We start from the raw sequence: 15,443 nt of genomic DNA on the forward strand, positions 1-15,443 counted from the left end.
TCACACCCGTTCCCATTCCGAACACGGAAGTTAAGCTCATTCGCGTTGACGATACTTGGCTGGTGACGGCCCGGGAAACTAAATCAGTGCCGACACTTAAGAAGGACTGCTTTTGCAGTCCTTTTTGTTTTGCACAGATACAAAACTCCCCGAAAGCTCGGGGAGTTTCTTTTTACCAGTAGGTAAACACAAAGCCTGCAAGGGGAGACAGCACTATCATAATAACGGAAAAGGTGAAGGACTCCACCGAGGTGAGAGTTGCTCGCTGTTCCGAGGGGAACATCTTTTGCAGCTTTGCATTTGTGCGGACTTGCAGGGCGTCATCGCCCACAGCGGCAATAAATCCGCCTATCGCCATTATGACGAAGCTTCGGGAGTGCTCGGCAAATATTCCCGTAAGGACCAGCGCCGAGGTCACTGCGAAAATCATCTTATATCCGACCTTTGGCAGGCGGAGTATCAGCTTCGAGCCCACGACGCCGCCCAGCTCCATAAACAGGAGCGCCACGCCCAGTCCCCATTTTGGTATGCCTTTTTCGGGGAGCTTCGCTTGCAGAAAGAACAGCAGGAGAATATCCAGCGCTCCCACAAAGGAATTGCAGAACATGAGTCCCAGAGCTTTTTTGGCTTCTTTAAGGAATCTGAAGCTTTCTATGAAGCATTCGGCTATTTTTGCAAATAGCCTTTGTTCGTCGGCTTTTTCCTTTGCGTTTACCTCTGTAAGTGTTGATAATACTATAAACTGTGCAACACAGGCTATCAGGTCAGTGGCATAGGCGAGCTTGTAGCCTATTGTCAGGGCAAATCCTGCGCAAAGTGTGGATATTCCCGTGCATACTCTGTAGATTGTGAGCTGATTGGACTCATAACGCTCGAATTTGCTGTGTATCCGAGCCTTTTTCATGGAATCATAGGCAAGAGCGTCGCCTGTGCCCGATGAAAAATTGTAGGTCAGGGCGTGGAATGCTATGGACAGGCAGACCGTGAAAAGGCTGTTTGACGCTATCATTATGAGGGTAGCTATGGTGTACATGATATTGCTGACTATGAGCATTTTCTTCCGCCCGAACACGTCAGCCATGACTCCCGAGGGGAGCTCAAAAATAATGCTCGTTATGTGGAATACGGTCTCGGAAATGCCTATCTCAACAAGGCTGAAGCCACGGGAGGCGAGTATCGCCAGCCATGCTCCCGTTATTGTCAGATTGCTAATTACTGATGATAAATACAGCCTTGAAAGCTGTTTTCTGATATTGAACATAAAAAAATCTCCTTAACTTGAATTTTGTCGTCGTTAAGGAGATAATGCGCGATATATCGTTACTTTTACAGATTCAGGAGGTCTTTTGACTTTACCCGACTAAAGCTGAAAAAGGGCGCACTATCCCCGCAGTCGGGAAAACATCGCCTTTTCCAAGTTGTATGTTTACGTTTTTATAACACATACTATCAGCCTCTTACCTGTAAAATGATTTGTACTTACGTGATATTATAACAGATAAACGCGCCCTTGTCAAGTATTTTCACTTTCTGTATTCGTGATAGATTATGGGGCGGAGCTGTACTCCGTTCATAGCGGCTTCTATTGCCTGGGGGAGCATTGAGAATTCCGCCACAAGGGACGCAGGCTTGTTTATCCAGTCGTCCTGCACCATGGGGACAAAGTAGTAATTCTTGCGGTTGAATAGCTCCCCGAGGTTCTTTGCCGAGCCCATAAGGGAATCGTTTGAAGCAATTGCAAGAACTACAGGCTTTCCGCGGCGCAGATGAGACTTCACAGCCATTGTAACGGCAGTATCGGTTATTGATGCGGCAAGCTTTGCGGCGGTATTCGAGGTGCAGGGAGCCACTACCATAATATCCGTCAGCTCCTTTGGACCTATGGGCTCTGCGGCAGAAACTGTTGTTATTACGTCTTTACCTGTGATACTGCGGAGCTTTTCAAGGTTTTCTTCTGCTGTTCCGAAACGTGTTGACGTTGAAGCGGCGTGTTCTGACATTATGGGGAGAAGCTCCGCGCCGTATTCGATGAGTATCTCCGCCTGCTCGAAGCTCCGCTGAAAGGTGCAGAACGAGCCCGTCATGGCATAGCCTATGCGAAGCCCTTTGAGGATATCACTCACTGTCCTCACCCCTTTCAGCTATCATTGCGCTAACGGTGTCTGCGATTATCTCTCCCGATGTTACGGGAGCTGTTTTTCCTGGCAGTCCCAGCGCCCAGATCGCTCTTATTCCAAGCTCTGAGGCGGCGGTAAGGTCAATACCCCCGGGCTTCGAGGCGAGGTCTATGAACAGCGCAGAGGGCTCAAAACGGCTGAGGAGCTCCCTGTCGAATATGAGCTTTGGTGCGGTATTGAAAATAAGCCCGTAGTCTCCTCTGAGCCGCTTTGTGGGTACGGAGCTTATACCGTGGAGCCGTGCCTTTGCAGCTCCCCGTGGATTATGGACAGCGGCTGTTATGTCAGCTCCGAAGCCTTTCAGTATCTCCGCAAGGGCGCAGCCTATCCTGCCCATGCCCACTATCAGGACCTTCAGTCCGTTTAGGGTAACGGGGAGCTCCTCAAGGGCAAGCTGTACAGCTCCCTCGGCAGTGGGGACAGCGTTGCGCAGATTGAGCTCCTCACGGTTGAGGTAGTCGCATATCTCGCGGTGGGGCAGCATACGGCGCAGTCTGTCGTCTGCTCTGCCTGCGTAAATAATACCGTCGCCACTGAGAAAACCGTCGATAGTATCGGCTGTGAGCTCCGACGAATAGCAGGGCGTGTAGATGTAGCCGTCCTGCCCGAGAGAGGGCACGGGCAGCAACGCATAATCGAAGCTGCCGCGGTCTGAGCTGTCCGCAACTGGCAGTTTAGCTGCCAAGTCAGAGTATTCCTTGTCGAAGCCAATGAGCTTTATATCGAAGTCGCGTGAGAGACGGTCAGCACAGTAGAGCTGGCGCGTGTCTCCGCCTGCAATAAGTATTTTAGGTCTTGTCATAGATAACTCCAATCCGCCGTATCGGCATAAAGTGATTATCGCTAATCGCTTTATTATATGAAAAGACGGAGCATATTGACAATAGCCGTCAGCTGAGCGTATGAAAGGGATTCCAAAGGGACTGTGTTCCTTTGGCGGAGTCCAGAGGCAGCGCCTCTGGCAGGGTTCGGGGCAGCGCCCCGATTTCGGCAGGCGCTTCGCAAGGGGTGAATTGTAAAACAGTCCGGTGGACTGTTTTACAAGAGGGGACGCCTTGCAAGTGAAGGCGTCCCCTCAGGGCTGTCGAGGACGCCAGCCCCTACGCGTAGTTTTTGCTTGACCTTAAAGTGCTGTAAGCGATGTACGATTATCGGTGTTGATAAGAGTGAGCGAGTTTACGAGCGACAACGTGGCAAGGGTGCAGCGTCACGCTGCAAGAAAAGGCGCTTCCGTTTCGGAAGCGCCTTTGATGTTACTATTAATAATTAGTCGATTGGAACGATCCAGTTGAATGTATCCTCGATCTTGCCCCACTGGATACCTGTCATTGTATCATAGAGCATCTGTGAGATCTTACCGATCTTGTTGCCGTTGATCTCCATTACCTTGTCATTCCACTTGAGGTGACCAACAGGTGAGATAACAGCAGCAGTACCTGTACCGAATACCTCGTCAAGCTTGCCTGCGTCGTAAGCGTCAGCGATCTCCTGAATGTCGATACGTCTCTCCTCAACAGTGAGTCCCTTGCTCTTGCAAACCTCGATAGCGGACTTTCTTGTGATACCGGGGAGGATAGAGCCCTGAAGCATAGGAGTTACTACCTTGCCGTCGATTACGAAGAAGATGTTCATAGCGCCGACTTCCTCGATGTACTTCTGCTCAACGCCGTCGAGCCAGAGAACCTGTGAGTAGTTCTGCTTGTGAGCCTCGTCCTGTCCGATAAGAGAAGCAGCGTAGTTGCCGCCTGTCTTAGCGAAGCCCATACCGCCTCTTACAGCGCGGACATACTTGCTCTCAACGTAGATGTTTACAGGGTTGAGACCGCTCTCATAGTAAGCGCCTGATGGTGAGAGAATGATGATGAAGAGGTACTGTGCGCCCGGTTTAACGCCGAGGAACGGATCAACTGCGATGATAAACGGACGGATATAGAGTGACTCGCCTTCCTTTGAAGGAACCCAGTCCTTCTCAACCTTGATGAGCTCTGTAAGGCACTTCATGCCAAGCTCAACAGGGAGCTCTGGGATAACCAGTCTCTTGTTTGAGTCGTTAAGTCTCTTGAAGTTCTCCTCTGGACGGAAGAGCTGTACCTTGCCGTCAGCAGTTCTGTAAGCCTTTAAGCCCTCGAATACTTCCTGACCGTAGTGGAGACACATAGCGGCAGGTGAGAGCTCGATAGGAGCGTATGGCTTGATCTCAGGATCGTGCCAGCCCTTGCCCTCATCGTAAGGCATAACGAGCATATAGTCTGTAAAGATGTGACCGAAGCCAAGCTTGTCGCCTGGCTGTGGCTTAGCCTTGAGGCTTGCAGCCTTTGTGAATTTGATTTCCATATTATTCAACCTTCTTTTTATAATATTGACCTGTTAATCTGTGACCGAGAAGTAATTCTTCTCGTAAATGCGCTTGCAGACGAAAATCGTCACCGCAGCGGCTGTAATAGCTAAAACCGAGGTAGAAACTGAAGCTGCAAGTATGATCTTACCTTTTTTACTCATAAAAATTACTCCTTATCTCAGATTAGAGAAATCTTTCAATAAATAATTATATCATATTTCAGTATGATTTTCCATAGTTTAACTGCATAAATACTGCACAAATAGAGCTGTTTGTATTTGTGTGATATGGCTAATAGCCTGTTTTCACCATGAGATACGCCAGACCTGCGCAGGCTGAAATGAGCAGAACTATGAAAATAACGGCGTCTATAAGGAATTTTTTTAAGCTGTAGGCGTTCGGCGGCTTAGGGCGCTGATGTGCCTTTTTATCGGCGAATTCCGCTTTCTGAGCGCACAGATAAGGACGTAAGAAGCCGTCAGCAAAGCTTGTGGCGTGGTTTGGGTGCTCGGCGGCGAGATAATTCTCGAATTTCCGTTTCATAGCCTCTTTCTCGTCCTCGCTTAGCTGGGGAAGCTGCTTCAGCTCCTCAAAATCGGGCTTAACCGTATATTCCTCGCCGTATCGGCTCATTCTGTCTGCATAGCTGACTATCGAAAGCTCCACCTCTTTCAGTTTTGGAGCGGCAGGAGAGAAGCTTATGAGCTCCTCGGTCTCAAGGGCTCCGCTGTTGTCGTTATACTCGACAGTAAGGAGATATCGTGGAGTTCCGGGGAACAGGGACAGCTCCTCGCATTTTGTGACTCGTCCTATAACTATCTCGCTGTGCTTTTTCCGCCAATGCCTTACGCACAGATACCTAAGCCTGAATATACCGAGAAAGGAGCCCACAAGTACTAAGCCGAGGCTCAGTCCTAAGATAGTGCCGAAGTCCTTTCCCGACATTCGCAGCATCAGATCAGTCATCAAACTCTCTTACGCGGAGATGAGCGCCGAGCTTTTCAGCGAGCTGGCGTGAAGCCTCTATCTGCTCGGGGGGTATAACGTCAACGACAGACATGATGACCTCAGCCTTGCCTGCCTTTACGCAGTCCTTTGTGAATTTCTGGAGAGCCTCGAATGCGTTGTCGAACTTAGGGCGTGTAACAGCCATGTAGTCCTTTTCAGTGGGAGCGTTAAGGCTTATTGATACTGTATCCAGCTCGTAGCAGAGCTCCTTGGCGATGCTTCTGCCGTGGATAAGGTCGCCGAGACCGTTTGTATTGATACGCAGGCGCGGACAGTTCTCTCTGCTGCGGAGATAAGCGGCAGTTTCAAGGAGCACGTCAAGGCGCTCTGTAGGCTCGCCGTAGCCGCAGAAAACTATCTCGCGGTATTTTTTGAGCTTGCGCTTGTTAAGGTCTGCGATTATCTCGTCGAGAGTGGGCTCGTGCTCCAGCCAGAGCGGATCGGAGCCGTAAGCGCCGTCAGCGTGGTTGCGTATGCAGAACGTGCAGGCGCAGGGACATTTATTTGTAAGGTTGAGGTAGAGATTTTCGCCCACCTCATAAGAAATAGTCATAGCTTTTGCCATATTATTCACCTTCGTTATTAGTTGTTGTTTCGGGCTTGTCGATACATTCGTATATCCAGCCTGCTATCTTTGAGGCTTCCCTGAAATCTGTGCCGTATATGACCGCAGAGCCGTCGGTTATGGGGCCGTCTACATGAGCGCGGCTGATGAGGTACTCAGTGTACCATGTAGAGATGAGCATATTTTTTTCGTAAGCCTCTGCAGTTGCATTTGCGAATATCTCCTTTCCCTCATCGTCGAAGAAAATATTCACAACATAGTCTGACTCACCTGATTCATTTGGGATTATCTCCATAGAGCAGTTGGTGATATGATCGCTGGTGAGGAAAGGCTCTGTGCTCTCGTCCTCTCCCATGCGGAAGAATATCTTCTTTTTGGCTGCTGTAGTGGGCTCGGTAGTCTGCTCCTGAGTAGTTGCGGGTACGGTAGTTGTTTCTACGCTGCTGTCCTTAGACAGCGGATTGCTGCAGCCTGTCAGTATTATCATTGCAGCTGCAAGTGAGAAAGCTTTCTTTTTCATAAAAAATCCCCCTTATGTTTATTTTCTGCTCGGACGCCTACTGGGCGTCTTTGCTAAGCATTGATAACTAAAACTGTTCACTCAATATAGATACGCGGTACGCGCTTGGAGATACCGCAGACTACCTCGTATCCGATAGTTCCGTAGACCTGCGCAAGGTCGTCGGCGGTTATGCGGTCATTGCCGTCGTGTCCTATCATGGTCACGATATCTCCTGCCTTAGCTTCCAGAACGTCGGAAACGTCCATCATCAGCTGGTCCATGCACACTCTGCCAACTATCTTACAGCGCTTGCCGTGGACGAGTATCTCGCCCTTGGAGCTGAGAAGTCTCGAATAACCGTCGGCATAGCCGATAGTTACTGTGGCGATACGCATTTCGCGGTCAGCAACGAATGTACGTCCGTAGCTTATGCAGTCGCCCTTTCTGACGGTCTTGACATGGGAGATAACGGCTTTGAGCTCCATAAGGGGTTCAAGTCCCTCGGGGATATCAAGGCTCACATCTGGGTGCAGACCGTAGAGAATGATACCTGCACGGGAAAGTGTGCTTCTGGAGCTGTTTCTGTAGCAGGTAGCGGCACTGTTCATGAAGTGGAGATGTCTGAGCTTTATGCCGTGGCTCACAAGCACATCGTATGTATCGGTGATGAACTTCTCCTGCATATCGGTATAGGCGATATTGTCGGGAGAATCGCTGTCTGCAACTGCAAAGTGTGTATATATGCCCTCAACGGAGAGCTTTTCTATCTTCATCATAGCCTCTATCTCAGCGGCGCAAGCCTCGGGAGTATCGTGCTTGAGACCTATTCTGCCCATGCCTGTGTCTATCTTGATATGACAGCGGATAGGCTCTGCGCTGTTCTTCACAAGCTCCTGAGCGTACTCGGTGGACACAACGCCCTGTATGATATTGTACATGGCTATCTCATGGGCGTACTCCGGGGGAGTATAGCCCAGTATGAGTATCTCCGACTTGGGAGCGAACTTCCTTACGGCGATAGCTTCGTCAAGATTGGATACCGCAAAATAGCTGATACCGCACTGCTCGGCGAGACAGCGGACGATGTGTTCGTCGCCGTGACCGTAAGCGTCAGCCTTGACTACTGCCATTATCTCAGTACCGGGAGAGTTCAGACCTCTTATGATATCAACATTTTTTCTGAGCTGTGGGAGCGATATCTCTGCCCATGCTCTTTTCAGATACGGCTTCATTCCGTTATCCTTCCTTTCGTGTTTATGTCAAAGTTAAAATTTAATTACAAGTCAAAAAACGTCTTGAAATAAAGTATGATGTATGTTATAATTTTCATGTATGATATTTTGGGAAAGCGAGGTGTACTATGCTTTTCTCACTCGATTCGGGAGTCCCTGTGTTTCCTGCTCAGGACTTCAGCGGTGATATTGATACCACGGTATGCTTTACAGGTCATCGTGAGACCAGTGTTATACCCTACAGGAACGAGCCGATATATCGAAGTATCACTCTTCGCACCGTACAGCTCATGCTGTGCAGGTATATAGATATGGCTGTTGAGAGCGGCTACCGCAGCTTCATCAGCGGACTTGCTGTGGGTACGGACCTCTGGGCGGCAAAGTACATTCTTGCCAAGAAGCGTTCCGACAGCAGTATACGTCTTATCGGCGTAATGCCTTATCTCCGCCATGCCGAGCGATTTGCGCCTCAGTACAGGGAGAATCTTGCCGACGCCGAAAAGGGTGCGGACGTGCTTCTCACCACGAATACAGAACCTGACATTATCTACGGGAAAAAAGGCTCAGGGGAGAATACCTCGCCTGATGTGTACAGAGAGCGGAACTACTTTATGGTAGACAACGCCTCTGCGGTCATTTCCTATTTTAACGAGGGCTCTTTTAAGTCGGGAACGTACCAGACTCTCAACTATGCCACACGGCAGGGGAGAACGATACGCCGATTCGGTCTCGAGGACGCATATGCCCTTATTGACGAGTGCGGACCTGATATTGAAAGCATACGCCGCAGGCTGGTATTCATGGAAAATGTCTTTGAAATGCCATACTAAATATTATATCACAATATTTCAGCAATAGCAAGACGCGGCAAAGTATTTGTCTTTAAAAATTATTTCAACGCGAAAAAGGCAGCACGGGCTCCGCACTTTCAACATTGTTGAAAAGCGGCGATATACCGTTAAAAGCCGAGCCGCAGCAGAACAAAGCTCCAAAATACGATGTTTGATAAATGGCTATTTTTAGCCAAAAGCAGCATATTTTAGGCATTCTGAGATGAACGCTCGTTCTATTTCAACAGGCTGTTGAATCCGCTGTTTAAACATACACTCTCCATTCAGTTATGTGGAAAATGTGGAAAACTCTGTGGATAGTCGAAGCACCGCCAAGTATTTTTTAACTTGCATTCTGGAAAACAATTTTTATTCATTTTATGACGGATATTTTCAGGACAAGTATTATACGGTCAGTTTATATCAGTTCGGGATTTATAAAAAAGCAGAGAACGATAAAAATATAACGATAAATCATTAACAAGTAAAAATGAAAGGAGCCAGAGAAATGGCTAATAAAAAAACAGGTCACGTTGCATTACCGTTCCTTATGACAATATTCATCGGACTTATCATCATTGGCGGTATAGCCTATGGTATTTACCGATATTTCGGCTTCGGCAAGGTGGAGAAGCCGCCGGAGCCCGTACCGCGCACCAGCGGTCAGATAACCGCTGAGGACAACCACACCATGCTTCTTATCCTCGATGTGCCCGAGAAGCACAGTCCTCCCACATTCATGCTCATGCGCTCGATACCGCTGAAAAAGCAGCTGGTATTCATCGGCATTCCCTCAAATTCAATTGCTCTCGTTGACGGACAGCAGCTCAGCATTATCGAGAATTATCAGAACGGCGGCGCTGCTTCGGCTGAGGAATTTGTTGAAAAGGTATTCGATATCGAGGTAGACAGATACATGAAGTTCGATTCTGCGGCATTCCAGAAGGTCTGTGATATCTTCGGCGGCGTTACCTATCCTGTAAACGCCGATATAGCAGGTTTCAAGAACGACGGCAGCCAGCAGTATCTTAACAGCGACCAGATAGAGACCTTTGTCAACTATCTTATGTTCGACGGCGGCGAGTCTGAGCGTGCATTTACTTCCGCGGCTGTTCTTTCGGCTATGGTGAACCAGTCCGACGGAAAGCGTATCGCCGACAGCTTCGACAACAATTTCAGCATAGTTATCAATATGGTGGATTCCGATGTTACTGCTGCTGACTATAAGAAACGCAAAAACGGTATCAGGAATATGTTCGAGTACGGCAGCGCTATCGCTGTTCCGCTCTCACTTGACGGTACTCCCGCAGGCGAGGACTTTATCCCAAGCAGCACCTTCATCGACAGCCTGAAAGAGTCCTATTTCAAGGTAAATAAGGACGCAAAGGCTAAAAAGGACGACAAGGAAAAGAAATGACAGGCATATTTGATACACATTCCCATTATGCAGACAGTGCCTTTGACGAGGACAGGGAGCAGGTGCTGGCGGAGCTTCCCGAAAAGGGCGTAAAGCTGGTAATGCTGGCAGCCTCGGGACTGCATGATTCTGCCGAAAATTCGATTCTCTCGCAGAAATACGGCTATATCTACGCCGCCGCAGGAGTTCACCCCGAGTGCGTTGACGAGACTCCTGCCGATTACCTTGACAGGCTCCGCGAGATGATATCTGCCAACAGCAAGATAAAGGCGGTAGGCGAGATAGGTCTGGATTATCACTACGACGGCTATGACCGCGACAAGCAGATACGCTTTTTCCGCGAACAGCTCGCATTTGCCAATGAGCTTGATATGCCCGTTATAGTCCACAGCAGGGACGCCGCTGAGGACACGGTGGAGATACTCCGCGAATACCGTCCGAAGGGCGTTGTACACTGCTTCAGCGGCTCTGCCGAGACCGCTAAGGAGATACTCAAGCTCGGAATGTACATCGGCTTCACAGGTGTGCTTACCTTCAAGAACGCAAAAAAAGCGCTGAAAGCCCTTGCTGAGGTGCCTATGGACAAGCTCCTCATGGAAACGGACTGCCCCTATATGGCTCCAGAGCCATTCAGAGGAAAACGCTGCGACAGCTCCATGATAGCTTATACGGCGGCTAAGGCGGCTGAGATAAAGGGCATTACCACACAGGAGCTTATCGACATTACCTGCCAAAACGGCATGACAATGTACGGGATACAGATATAAAACGAAAGGAGGAAACCGAATGTATTACTGCTGCGGAGTGACAGAAAAGGGCATAATGCCCCATAATGAGGACGCCCTGCTCATCAAGGACAGCGTAATTGATTCGGGTTCCGCCGAGAAAAACGTAGATGTGCCTTTCATAGCGGCTGTTTCCGACGGAGTGTCGGGAGAGCGTTCGGGAGAGCTGGCTTCAAAGATGTGTCTGGAGCTTATCCGCGATATGGGCTACAGCGGCGACATGAAGCTTGACGAGGAGCTTCTTGCCATACACCGAAAGCTTGCGGAGTACAGCGAGTCAGATCCCGAAATGCACAATATGCAGGCTACTCTCTGCGGTATAGCCGTAGATGAGTCTAATGAGCTCCTCACATTCAATGTGGGAGATTCCCGTCTGTACCGCTACCGCGGCGGACGTATCAGGCAGATATCCCGTGACCAGTCACTGGTGCAGCTTCTTATCGACGAGGGCGCTATCACTAGCGAGGAGCGCAGCACCCACGTCCACAGGAATATAATCTTCCCTGTGTTCGGCAATGTGAAGTCCGCCCCTCAGATAGATACGGTAAAGCTTGAGGGCGGCATGGAGTACGGCGACCTGCTGCTGCTTTGCACTGACGGACTTTCGGATTACGTGTCGGTGCTGGATATCGAGGAGGTACTTGAAATGCCCAAGCCCTTGCAGACAAGGCTGGATATCTTGGTGAAAAAGGCTCTCGATAACGGCAGCAAGGACAATATAACTGTGATAGCAGTGGTTTATTACGAATAAAAGCCCATGGAAAACCATGGGCTTTTAATTATGACCACTTGATATCGTATATATTGACCTCATGTGCGCCTATAGCGGAGGCTCCGTCGATATTTCCCAGCTGGAACTTTATATCCGCCGACATATCCTGCGCGAATGTCACATCGAAGCTGTAGTGCTTCTTCTCGGGGGTAACAGTCAGCTTTTCGTCCAGATAACGGGTATAGGAGCTGTCCTCCACGGTGACTACCATGCTGCGCTCTGCTGTGGAGCTGACGTCAAATTCAAGGGTGTGCTTTTCGCCTGCTTTGACCTCTCTGCCGCGGAGAAGTCCCATAACTGCGTATTCAAGCTCTCCTGCGTTTTTGATATTGACAGTGGTGCAGCCCGCCTTATTTGTGACTGTGGCGTCAGCGCCCTCGATGTAATTATCCAGCGCAAGAGAGCTAATCTCCGACGGCGCGAAATCGCTGCCGTCCTTTTTGTATACGCGGACGTAGTCTATATCGAAGTTCTTGCTGCCGTTTGCGAAGATGCTCGGATCGGCGTGAACTCCGTCAATGCCGTCAAATGCGCCGCCCACGGCAAGATTGAGTATGATGTAGAAGTTCTGGTCAAAGGGGGCAGGGTACTGGAAGCCCTCTGAGAACCATTCCGACTGAGTGCTGTAGAGCTTGCCGTCCACGAACCAGCGTATCTCGCCGCGTTCCCATTCGATACTGTAGGTATGCCAGTTTTCGGTGCTGTCGCCCTCCGCGAAGATATAGTCGTTTGTGAGGTACTTGTTGTTCGGCCATGCGCCGCCGAAGTGTACAGTGCCGCATATCTTTTCGGGAGTGCTGCCCCAGCCCTCCATGATGTCTATTTCGCCTGACGAAGCCCAGCCGCCGTAGGCGCTGTCCTCGGGGAGCATCCATATAGCAGGCCACAGGGATTTGCCCGAATCACAGCGAGCACGTACTTCGATCTTTCCGCCGCATACAGAGAATTTGTGCTGAGTGCTAATTCTTGCGGAGGTATAATCGTAGCTGCCCTGCTTTTCGTCTGTCCATTGCTCCTTTTTGGCGGCAATAGTGAGGATACCGTCCTTGACAGTGGTATTCTGCGATGTGTAGAACTCCTGCTCGTTGTTGCCCCAGCCCCCTGTGATAAAGTTGCCGCTGTCGTCAAGCTTCCAGTTGCCCAGCTCATAGCTCCACTTGTCCATATCAAGGTCAGAGCCGTCGAACTCGTCGCTCCACAGGAGGGTATATCCGCTTTCATCGGGCTGTATATCGCCCTTGCCGAGGATAAAGCTGCTGAGCCTTTTCAGCTCTGCCTCGGAAGCGCCCTTTTGACGGGCTTCTACCATGTCGAATATATTCACAGCTCCGTCGCTGTTGTAGTCCATAGGGATACTGCCGTCTGCGTATACCGACGCAGGGACAGCAAGCAGCAGCACCGCAGCTGCCGCAAAAGCACGTATCTTATTCATGAAAACCGCCTCCGAATAGTTGATATCTGCCTTAATTTTAGCATTAATACAGGGCGCTGTCAAGGCAAAAAGGAGCTTTTTTCTGTGCAAATGAACTACTTTTGCTTATTTTGCGGCGATATTTGATTACATTTCGATAACTTTTTTGCGAATTGCTTGCAATGTGTAATAATACGTGATATAATGTGTAATGTCGGAGCTTTAAAGGCTGCCGACAGGGGTGAAGGATAAATCGCATATACATTAATATATTTCGTTCACCTTTCGTGAACGTCACACATTTATCTGGAGGTTTTTATGAAAAAGGTAATTACATCTATTACAGTATGTTCACTTGCAGTATGTGCTCTCGCTTCATGCGGAAGCTCTGCCAAGAGCGGTGAGAAGATAATCGGAAAGTGGGCTATGAGCGACCTCAGCAACACTGACCAGAGCGTTGACGGAGGCGGAATCATTTTCACAGACGGCGGAAAGGGCTCTGTATATCTTGATACTTCAAGCCTTCTCCACTTTGAGAGCGAAGGTCTCAATGTAGGCGGCACAGTTCTTGCCAAGGACTACATCAAGGAAGAGGGCAAGACTCTTAAAGTTGACGTTATGGGACAGGAAATGATAGGTCTCACAAAGCTTGAGAGCGGTGAGGGCTACGACGGAAAGTACTCACTTGACAGCGGTATCCTCTACGACAGCATCGTTCAGGGCATCGAGAAGCAGGGAGATTCCTCATTTGACAAGTCAAATCTTGATATCACTATCGACTTTGACGGCTCAAAGAGCGAGGTAGTATTCAACAATCTCTTTACTTATGAGACAAAGGGCAAGAAGCTTACAGTTTCAGGCTTCTCAGGCTTTCTCAGCGGCGGCAACGGCAAAGAGGCAACAGCTGAGTTCAAGGTTGACGGAGACACACTTGAGCTCAAGGATTCAAAGTCCACAGAGAAGCTCACAAGAGTCAAGTAAAACAGCGAAAGGGCGTGATGTTTATCACGCCCTTTTTATATGTAGGGGCGGATATTATCCGCCCGAGGATCAAGATGAAATTATATGAAACCATTGTAGGGGACGGCGTCCTCGACGTCCCATTATTGCAGCGAAAAAATGGGCGGTCGGGGACGCCCGCCCCTACAAACAAAATTCTTAGTTATTAAAATAAAAAACGGCGTTTCCGAAACAACGGAAACGCCGTAATATTTTATGTATATATCTTACTTGATAACTCTTACCTTGATAACGCCGTCAACTGCGTTTATCTTGCCCTCAACTGTAGGAGGTACATCGCCTGTTACGTCGAGCATTGTGTAAGCAAAGTCCTTCTTGCTTGCGTTTACCATGTTCTCGATGTTGATGCCCTCGTTGCCTACTGCTGAAGTGATAGAAGCGATAGTTGTAGGAACGTTCTTGTGGATAATGCAGATCTTTGTGCCTACTGCGTTCATTGAAGCATTAGGAAGATTTACACTGTTCTTGATGTTGCCGTTCTCGATGTACTCGATGAGCTCCTCAGCAGCCATAACAGCGCAGTTGTCCTCGCTCTCGGGAGTTGAAGCGCCGAGATGTGGGAGAACGATAACGTTCTCAACGCCGAGAACTACATCGTCAGCAAAGTCTGTAACGTACTTGGCAACCTTGCCCTCAGCAATAGCCTTAACTACTGCTTCGCTGTTGATGAGCTCGCCTCTTGCGAGGTTGATAAGACGAACGCCGTCCTTCATCATAGCTATCTGCTCAGCGTCGATAGTGTTCTTTGTCTGAGGAGTGTAAGGCATATGAATTGTGATGTAATCGCTGTTTGTGTATATCTCGTTGATATCAGAAACGATCTTTACGGAAGGCTCAAGGTGAAGAGCAGCGCCTACTGAAAGGAATGGATCGTAGCCGATAACCTTCATGCCGAGAGACTCAGCAGCGTTAGCGATCTTACCGCCGATAGCGCCGAGACCGATGATACCCAGTGTCTTGCCTGCGATCTCAGGACCTGCAAACTTTGACTTGCCGCCCTCAACTGTCTTTGGAGCGTCAGGTGTGCCCTTGAGTGAAGCTGCCCATGAAGCTGCCTCAACTATCTTTCTTGAAGCAAGGAGAAGTGCGCATATAGCAAGCTCCTTAACAGCGTTTGAGTTAGCGCCGGGAGTATTGAATACGCAGATACCCTCCTGTGCGCAGCGCTCAACAGGGATATTGTTTACGCCTGCGCCTGCACGTGCGATAGCGAGAAGGTTGTCGCCAAACTGCATATCGTGCATTTTAGCTGAACGAACCATGATAGCGTCAGGATTAGCGATATCTTCTGCTACTGAGTACTTGCTCTTGTCAAAAATATCTGTGCCGATAGCTGATATCTTATTTAATGTCTGAATCTTGTACATTTCAGTAAAACTCCTTTAC

Annotated in this window: 16 protein-coding genes and 1 rRNA gene; 6 read left to right on the forward strand and 11 right to left on the reverse strand. The window is 49.1% G+C overall.

Annotated features, from left to right (window positions below; translation table 11 throughout):
* Window positions 1–95: ribosomal RNA gene (gene rrf, locus T497_RS17540) — 5S ribosomal RNA — on the forward strand; the annotation flags it as partial.
* A gap of 77 nt (window positions 96–172) precedes the next feature.
* On the opposite strand, the gene T497_RS0109175 is transcribed toward rrf, so the two are convergent.
* The 9 genes from T497_RS0109175 to alr all read right to left on the reverse strand — a co-directional run bounded on the left by T497_RS0109175 (window position 173) and on the right by alr (window position 7,822).
* Window positions 173–1,261, reverse strand: a complete 1,089-nt coding sequence (locus T497_RS0109175) for an MFS transporter (protein ID WP_028515354.1) — start codon at window positions 1,259–1,261, stop codon at window positions 173–175.
* Window positions 1,262–1,523: 262 nt separating this feature from the next.
* Window positions 1,524–2,123, reverse strand: a complete 600-nt coding sequence (locus tag T497_RS0109180) for a dipicolinate synthase subunit B (RefSeq protein ID WP_028515355.1) — start codon at window positions 2,121–2,123, stop codon at window positions 1,524–1,526.
* Window positions 2,116–2,979, reverse strand: coding sequence for a dipicolinate synthase subunit DpsA (locus T497_RS0109185; protein WP_028515356.1), 864 nt, complete (start codon window positions 2,977–2,979; stop codon window positions 2,116–2,118). Before T497_RS0109185 ends, T497_RS0109180 begins: the two co-directional genes overlap by 8 nt.
* A gap of 464 nt (window positions 2,980–3,443) precedes the next feature.
* Window positions 3,444–4,511 (reverse strand): branched-chain amino acid aminotransferase, encoded by a 1,068-nt coding sequence (locus T497_RS0109190; RefSeq protein ID WP_028515357.1) that lies wholly within the window; start codon window positions 4,509–4,511, stop codon window positions 3,444–3,446.
* Between the two features lie 33 nt (window positions 4,512–4,544).
* On the reverse strand, window positions 4,545–4,676 hold the full coding sequence (locus T497_RS18940) for a hypothetical protein (RefSeq protein ID WP_278244736.1): 132 nt from the start codon (window positions 4,674–4,676) through the stop codon (window positions 4,545–4,547).
* 130 nt (window positions 4,677–4,806) lie between these two features.
* Window positions 4,807–5,481 carry a hypothetical protein gene (locus tag T497_RS0109200; RefSeq protein WP_028515358.1) on the reverse strand — a complete coding sequence of 225 codons (675 nt, stop codon included), beginning with the start codon at window positions 5,479–5,481 and terminating at the stop codon, window positions 4,807–4,809.
* Window positions 5,474–6,088 (reverse strand): TIGR04100 family radical SAM protein, encoded by a 615-nt coding sequence (locus T497_RS0109205; RefSeq protein WP_028515359.1) that lies wholly within the window; start codon window positions 6,086–6,088, stop codon window positions 5,474–5,476. Before T497_RS0109205 ends, T497_RS0109200 begins: the two co-directional genes overlap by 8 nt.
* A gap of 1 nt (window position 6,089) precedes the next feature.
* Window positions 6,090–6,608, reverse strand: a complete 519-nt coding sequence (locus T497_RS0109210; RefSeq protein WP_028515360.1) for a SecDF P1 head subdomain-containing protein — start codon at window positions 6,606–6,608, stop codon at window positions 6,090–6,092.
* Between the two features lie 77 nt (window positions 6,609–6,685).
* Window positions 6,686–7,822 (reverse strand): alanine racemase, encoded by a 1,137-nt coding sequence (gene alr, locus T497_RS0109215; protein WP_028515361.1) that lies wholly within the window; start codon window positions 7,820–7,822, stop codon window positions 6,686–6,688.
* Between the two features lie 128 nt (window positions 7,823–7,950).
* On the opposite strand from alr, the gene T497_RS0109220 reads away from it, so the two are divergent.
* From T497_RS0109220 to T497_RS0109235, 4 genes are all read left to right on the forward strand, one after another.
* A complete protein-coding gene (locus T497_RS0109220; RefSeq protein WP_028515362.1) occupies window positions 7,951–8,652 on the forward strand; it encodes an SLOG family protein in 702 nt (233 codons plus the stop codon).
* A 508-nt stretch (window positions 8,653–9,160) separates the two neighbouring features.
* The gene (locus T497_RS16420) at window positions 9,161–10,069 is read left to right on the forward strand and encodes an LCP family protein (protein ID WP_051530602.1); all 909 of its coding nucleotides are present in this window, start codon (window positions 9,161–9,163) and stop codon (window positions 10,067–10,069) included.
* Complete coding sequence (locus T497_RS0109230; RefSeq protein ID WP_028515363.1) at window positions 10,066–10,836, forward strand: TatD family hydrolase; 771 nt, start codon at window positions 10,066–10,068, stop codon at window positions 10,834–10,836. The genes T497_RS16420 and T497_RS0109230 overlap by 4 nt, the downstream gene beginning before the upstream one ends.
* Before the next feature lie 19 nt (window positions 10,837–10,855).
* A complete protein-coding gene (locus T497_RS0109235; protein ID WP_028515364.1) occupies window positions 10,856–11,605 on the forward strand; it encodes a PP2C family protein-serine/threonine phosphatase in 750 nt (249 codons plus the stop codon).
* Between the two features lie 28 nt (window positions 11,606–11,633).
* On the opposite strand, the gene T497_RS17545 is transcribed toward T497_RS0109235, so the two are convergent.
* Complete coding sequence (locus tag T497_RS17545; protein ID WP_051530603.1) at window positions 11,634–13,058, reverse strand: glycoside hydrolase family 16 protein; 1,425 nt, start codon at window positions 13,056–13,058, stop codon at window positions 11,634–11,636.
* A gap of 297 nt (window positions 13,059–13,355) precedes the next feature.
* Here T497_RS17545 and T497_RS0109245 point away from each other — a divergent pair, with 297 nt between their 5' ends.
* On the forward strand, window positions 13,356–14,018 hold the full coding sequence (locus tag T497_RS0109245; RefSeq protein WP_028515365.1) for a hypothetical protein: 663 nt from the start codon (window positions 13,356–13,358) through the stop codon (window positions 14,016–14,018).
* 245 nt (window positions 14,019–14,263) lie between these two features.
* Here the strand turns inward: T497_RS0109245 and T497_RS0109250 are convergent, their stop codons facing one another.
* Window positions 14,264–15,424: a 3-phosphoglycerate dehydrogenase family protein gene (locus T497_RS0109250; RefSeq protein WP_028515366.1), complete on the reverse strand. Its 1,161-nt coding sequence runs from the start codon at window positions 15,422–15,424 to the stop codon at window positions 14,264–14,266.
* Window positions 15,425–15,443: the final 19 nt, after the last annotated feature.

The sequence above is a fragment of the Ruminococcus flavefaciens MA2007 genome, from assembly GCF_000621845.1.
Lineage (GTDB): Bacteria > Bacillota > Clostridia > Oscillospirales > Ruminococcaceae > Ruminococcus > Ruminococcus flavefaciens_E.

Excerpts from the sequence above, each read along its gene's own strand:
- T497_RS0109175 (WP_028515354.1), bottom strand. The coding sequence starts at position 1,261 with ATGTTCAATATCAGAAAACAGCTTTCAAGGCTGTATTTATCATCAGTA.
- T497_RS0109185 (WP_028515356.1), bottom strand. The coding sequence starts at position 2,979 with ATGACAAGACCTAAAATACTTATTGCAGGCGGAGACACGCGCCAGCTC.
- T497_RS0109190 (WP_028515357.1), bottom strand. The coding sequence starts at position 4,511 with ATGGAAATCAAATTCACAAAGGCTGCAAGCCTCAAGGCTAAGCCACAG.
- T497_RS18940 (WP_278244736.1), bottom strand. The coding sequence starts at position 4,676 with ATGAGTAAAAAAGGTAAGATCATACTTGCAGCTTCAGTTTCTACCTCG.
- T497_RS0109200 (WP_028515358.1), bottom strand. The coding sequence starts at position 5,481 with ATGACTGATCTGATGCTGCGAATGTCGGGAAAGGACTTCGGCACTATC.
- T497_RS0109205 (WP_028515359.1), bottom strand. The coding sequence starts at position 6,088 with ATGGCAAAAGCTATGACTATTTCTTATGAGGTGGGCGAAAATCTCTAC.
- T497_RS0109210 (WP_028515360.1), bottom strand. The coding sequence starts at position 6,608 with ATGAAAAAGAAAGCTTTCTCACTTGCAGCTGCAATGATAATACTGACA.
- alr (WP_028515361.1), bottom strand. The coding sequence starts at position 7,822 with ATGAAGCCGTATCTGAAAAGAGCATGGGCAGAGATATCGCTCCCACAG.
- T497_RS0109220 (WP_028515362.1), top strand. The coding sequence starts at position 7,951 with ATGCTTTTCTCACTCGATTCGGGAGTCCCTGTGTTTCCTGCTCAGGAC.
- T497_RS16420 (WP_051530602.1), top strand. The coding sequence starts at position 9,161 with ATGGCTAATAAAAAAACAGGTCACGTTGCATTACCGTTCCTTATGACA.
- T497_RS0109230 (WP_028515363.1), top strand. The coding sequence starts at position 10,066 with ATGACAGGCATATTTGATACACATTCCCATTATGCAGACAGTGCCTTT.
- T497_RS0109235 (WP_028515364.1), top strand. The coding sequence starts at position 10,856 with ATGTATTACTGCTGCGGAGTGACAGAAAAGGGCATAATGCCCCATAAT.
- T497_RS17545 (WP_051530603.1), bottom strand. The coding sequence starts at position 13,058 with ATGAATAAGATACGTGCTTTTGCGGCAGCTGCGGTGCTGCTGCTTGCT.
- T497_RS0109245 (WP_028515365.1), top strand. The coding sequence starts at position 13,356 with ATGAAAAAGGTAATTACATCTATTACAGTATGTTCACTTGCAGTATGT.
- T497_RS0109250 (WP_028515366.1), bottom strand. The coding sequence starts at position 15,424 with ATGTACAAGATTCAGACATTAAATAAGATATCAGCTATCGGCACAGAT.